This is a genomic window from Cellulomonas bogoriensis 69B4 = DSM 16987, from assembly GCF_000767165.1.
GTDB classification, from domain to species: Bacteria; Actinomycetota; Actinomycetes; order Actinomycetales; family Cellulomonadaceae; genus Actinotalea; species Actinotalea bogoriensis.
The window spans coordinates 1-4574 of sequence record NZ_AXCZ01000198.1 but is presented as its reverse complement, the minus strand read 5'-3'; the positions used below and the strand labels follow the sequence as shown (position 1 = coordinate 4574).

The window sequence follows — 4574 nt, the reverse complement described above, 5'->3', positions numbered from 1 at the left end:
ACCCCCGCGCACCGTCCCACCCCGACCGGCTGCACCCGTCCCCCCGCCCCGACGGCGCGGCCCGGGTCAACGGGGAGCGGATGGTGCGGTATCCGCACCGAGTGCTCCCCGTTCCCGCTCGGCGGGTCGGTGCGCGGGCGGGCGTCCGCCCGTGGGGAGCAGATGGTGCGGTATCCGCAGAAGGCGCTCCCCGCTGGTGTGCGGGGGCGGGGACGGCGCGGGTGTGGGGGTGGGCGTCAGGTCTTGATCACTTGGTGTCGAAGCCTCACGAAGTGGTCACCTCGGCCGATCAGGCAGTCACAGGGCTCACGGACGGGCCCGCGCACGGCGCCGGGCTCTGTCCGGCCATGCACGTACCAGGGATGGGGACACAGACGTGATCGTCGTGACACGGCTCAACGGACCGCAGTTCGCGGTCAACCCCGACCTGCTCCAACGCATCGAGGCCACGCCTGACTCCGTCCTGACCCTGATAGACGGCACCAAGTACATCGTCGCCGAGTCCATCGAGGAGGTCACCGCCTTGATCGTCGCCTACCGGGCACGGGTGATCGCCGCGATGATGGACATGTCGGAGAACGGCCTGGGTGACACCACCGTCGCTGCCGTGACCGAACTGAGGCCCCCGACGTTGCGAGCCGTCCGACCCGTTCCGGAGGCCGACTGATGGATCCGGCAACCATCGCCGGGGTAGTCCTCGCGCTCCTGCTCCTGTACGTCGGGATCCTCGTCGAGGGCGCCGACCCGATGTCGGTGTTCATCATCGCCCCGATGATCATCGTGTTCGGTGGCACGATCGGCGCCGGTCTCGCGAGCTCGACGATCAAGGACACCCTCTACGCGATCACCACCTCACCCCGGTGGCTGTTCTTCAAGAAGCCCGACGCCAACGACACGGTCGAGACCATCGTCGGCCTCGCGGACCGCGCTCGACGCGAGGGCCTGCTGTCCCTGGAGGACGCCGCTCGCACCGTGGACGACATGTTCCTGCGGGAGGGCCTGCAGGCCGCGATCGACGGCACCGACCCCGACGACCTCCGCGACATGCTCGAGAGCCGCATCTTCTCCAAGCGCAGCGAGGACAAGGTCTCGGCGAAGTTCTTCAACAACATGGGCGGGTACGCGCCGACGATCGGCATCATCGGCACCGTCGTGTCCCTCATCCACGTCCTGGAGAACCTCAACCAGCCCGACGAGCTCGGTCACATGATCGGTGCGGCGTTCGCGGCGACCCTGTGGGGCCTGCTGTCGGCCAACCTGATGTGGCTGCCCATGGGGGCCCGCATCACGCGTTGCTCCGAGCTCGAGGCCTCGCACATGGAGCTCAGTGTCGAGGGGCTCCTCGCCATCCAGGCCGGTGCCAACCCCCGGCTCGTCGGACAACGGCTGCGTTCGCTCATGCCCCCCTCGGAGGTCGCGCGACACCAGGCGGCCGAGGGGAAGAAGGCGGCATGAGCTCCGGTCACGGCTCGGGCGGGCACGGCCGCAAGGCCAAGCGTCAGATGGAGGAGGAGCACGAGAACCACGAGCGGTGGGCGGTCAGCTACGCCGACATGATGACCGTTCTCGTCGGCCTGTTCATCGTGATGTACGCGATCAGCAGCGTCGACGAGACCAAGTTCGAGCAGCTGCGCGACTCGCTCGCCGTCGGGTTCGGCCCGTTCTCGGGGCCGTCGACGCCGTCGATCCTCGAGAGCGGCACCGGACCGTTGCCGTTGGACACCTTCGAGATCACCCCCGACCTGGCCGCCCAGGCGGCAGTGGAGTTCGACCGCTCCCTGGCCGCCTCGGTCGACGAGGACGCGGACGTGGAGACCCCGGACGAGCGCAGCTACCGGCTCGCCGTCGGGGAGTACGACCGCCTCTCGGGGATCGCCGACGAGATCTCCGATGCGCTCGCTGCCGAGGGCCTGTCGGATCGGGTCCGGTACCGGGTCACCGACCGTGGCCTGTTCATCGGGATGGTCGCCGACGACGTCTTCTTCGCCGCCGACGCGGCCCGCCTCACCAGCACGGCGAAGAGGGTCATCGACACGATCGGCCCGATCCTGGCCGACCTTCCCGAGGAGATCTCGGTCGAGGGGCACGCCAACGTCCTGCCCAGCGTCCGGTACGCGACGAACTGGGAGCTGTCGTCGGACCGTGCGACGCAGGTGCTGCGGCGTCTGGTCGAGAACAACGGTCTTCGACCCGATCGCATCTCTTCCGTGGGCTTCGGTGAGGCTCGTCCTCTGGAGTCCGCCGGTGGGGTGGAGGCCCTGGAGGCCAACCGTCGTGTGGACCTGGTGGTCCTCAGCAGCGCACCGGAGACCGTCCGTGAGCTGCTGCCCTCAGTCGCAGCCGTCAGAGCGGAGTGAACAGTGCCCACCGAGCAGCGTGTCATCGCGTCCAAGCCGAAGATCGGGTCCCGCCCGGCTCCTGCCGCCCCGACGCCGGAGCCCGAGGCGGCGCCGGCCGGCGGGAAGAAGAAACGCCTGGCGATCGTCCTGGTCGCGATCCTGGCCCTGGGTGGCGGGGCGGGGTACTGGTTCATGATCGGGCCGGGCGCCGGTGAGGCCGAGGCCGGGACGGAGAAGGCCGAGAAGCCGCCGGAGCCGGGCAAGGTGCAGCTCGTGGAGTCGGTGAGCATCAACCTGGCCGGTGGGCACTACCTGCGTCTGGGCCTGGGCCTGCAGCTGACCAAGGACAACTCCTACGGCACCGTCGACACGGCGCGTGCGCTGGACATCGCGATCGCGCTGTTCTCGGGTCAGGCGGTGTCGGACGTGAACGATCCCGAGGGGCGTGAGGAGCTCAAGGCCGAGCTCCTCAGCCGGCTGCAGGACGCATACCGCGGGGAGGTGATCGACGTCTACTTCACCGACTACGTCACCCAGTGACGTAGTGCTGCGTCCCGCCACGCGCGGGGCGTCCGCAGGGAGCCGGCACGGAAGCCGGTGCGTTCGCGGCGCCATGGAGGGCGCCACCTCACCACGTCCCGGTGGGCCCGACGGGCCCGGGGCGTGGGGCACGACCGCCGGTCCTGACCGCGGGACCCGCCCCGAATCTGGTAGCACACTTTCTTCCGGGTTCCCCTCACACCCCCGGTGCGCCCGCCGATGAGGACTGCGTGACGGTCCAGGACACGGCGGCACCCACCTCGCGCCGCAAGCGCTCAGCAGAGCCGGAGACGTACGACTTCCGGCGGCCCATGACGCTCGCCCGCGAGCACGGCCGCGCGCTGGAGATGGCGTTCGAGACGTACGCCCGCCAGTGGGGAACCCAGCTGACGTCCCGCCTCCGGGTAGTGGCGCAGGTCAACCTCGACACGGTCGAGATGCGTTCGTACGACGAGTACGTGCGGTCCTTGCCCGCGATGACCACCATGGTCCTGTGCGCGCTGGACCAGGGCAGGTCCACCTCGGCCCTGCAGATGCCCCTGGACACCACGATGGTGTGGATCGACTACCTGCTGGGCGGTCCCGGGCTGTCCACGGGTGACAGCGACCGGGAGCTCACCGAGATCGAGTGGCACCTGCTCAAGGACCTGCTCCAGCACGCCCTGGCCGACCTGACCTACGCGTTCGCGTCGGTGTGCCCGTTGGACGTCACGGTGCGGTCGGTGCAGTACAACCCGCAGTTCGTGCAGGCGGTCGCGGCGTCCGAGCCGGTGATCATCGCCTCGTTCGACCTGAACGTCGCGGGCAAGGAGAGCTCGGCGACGATGATGATGCCGGCGGACGTGCTGCTCGCGGCCCTGGAGGCCGGCGAGGAGCTGGACAACCGCAGCCTGGAGGAGGTCCGCGAGCAGGAGCTCGCCGAGGCCCGCCTGGCCGAGCAGGTCCACGACGTCCCCGTGTCGGTCGCGGTGCAGTTCTCCCCGAGGGTGGTCCCCGCATCCGAGATCGCGGACCTGCAGGTCGGGGACCTGCTCACGTTGCGTCACCGGTCCGACAAGCCTTTGGACGTCGTCGTCGGCGACGTCCCCCTCGCCCGTGCCGCGCTGGGGAGCAACGGCTCCCGGCTGGCCTGCCTGGTCGTCGCCTCCGAGGAGAAGCCCTGATGCCCGTCCTGCCCACCGCGCGCCATGACGCGCAGACCGCCGCGATCGTGCGGGCCGCCGCGGGCGAGCTCGCCCGGCTGCTGCCCTCGGCCGTGACCCTGGAGGTCGCGGAGCCGCAGCCCTCCACCCTGCCGGGACCGCAGTCGGTGGCCGTGCGTGCCGGGTTCGTCGGCACGACGAGCGCCGAGCTGATCGTGGTGGCCGACCAGGCCGTGGCCGAGGCCCTCGCCGGCACGGACGCCACGATCTCGGTCGCCGACGCCCTGCGTCCTGCGCTGGAGGCCGCGTCGGCCACGCTGGGGCCGGGCGTCCTGGACGAGGCCCACGAGGCCCCGTTGGGCGCAGCCCTGGAGGAGTCCGACGTGGTGACCATGGCCCTGGTGGGGCCGGACGGTGCGGCGCAGGCGTGGTTCGCGATGCGGGTCCGGCAGCGCCCCGAGGCGGTGCCCCAGCAGCGCGGCGCGGCGGCGGAGCGGTCACCGCTGCGCCTGCTCCACGACGTGGAGATGACCCTGACCGCTGAGATCGGCCG

General features: G+C 70.6%; 6 protein-coding genes. All 6 read left to right on the top strand.

Going from position 1 to position 4574, the window contains the following annotated elements:
- Positions 1-376: 376 nt before the first annotated feature.
- Positions 377-667, top strand: coding sequence for a flagellar FlbD family protein (locus tag N869_RS13095; RefSeq protein ID WP_084137161.1), 291 nt, complete (start codon positions 377-379; stop codon positions 665-667).
- On the top strand, positions 667-1455 hold the full coding sequence (locus tag N869_RS13090; protein WP_035062325.1) for a motility protein A: 789 nt from the start codon (positions 667-669) through the stop codon (positions 1453-1455). The genes N869_RS13095 and N869_RS13090 overlap by 1 nt, the downstream gene beginning before the upstream one ends.
- Positions 1452-2357, top strand: a complete 906-nt coding sequence (locus N869_RS13085; protein WP_035062324.1) for a flagellar motor protein MotB — start codon at positions 1452-1454, stop codon at positions 2355-2357. The genes N869_RS13090 and N869_RS13085 overlap by 4 nt, the downstream gene beginning before the upstream one ends.
- Before the next feature lie 3 nt (positions 2358-2360).
- On the top strand, positions 2361-2879 hold the full coding sequence (locus N869_RS13080; protein ID WP_035062323.1) for a flagellar basal body-associated FliL family protein: 519 nt from the start codon (positions 2361-2363) through the stop codon (positions 2877-2879).
- 230 nt (positions 2880-3109) lie between these two features.
- Entirely contained in the window at positions 3110-4042 is a 933-nt protein-coding gene (locus N869_RS13075) for a flagellar motor switch protein FliM (protein ID WP_035062322.1), read from the top strand.
- Positions 4042-4574 (top strand): hypothetical protein (locus N869_RS13070; RefSeq protein ID WP_052105538.1); only part of this gene is annotated, 533 nt, incomplete at its 3' end. The genes N869_RS13075 and N869_RS13070, both read left to right, overlap by 1 nt.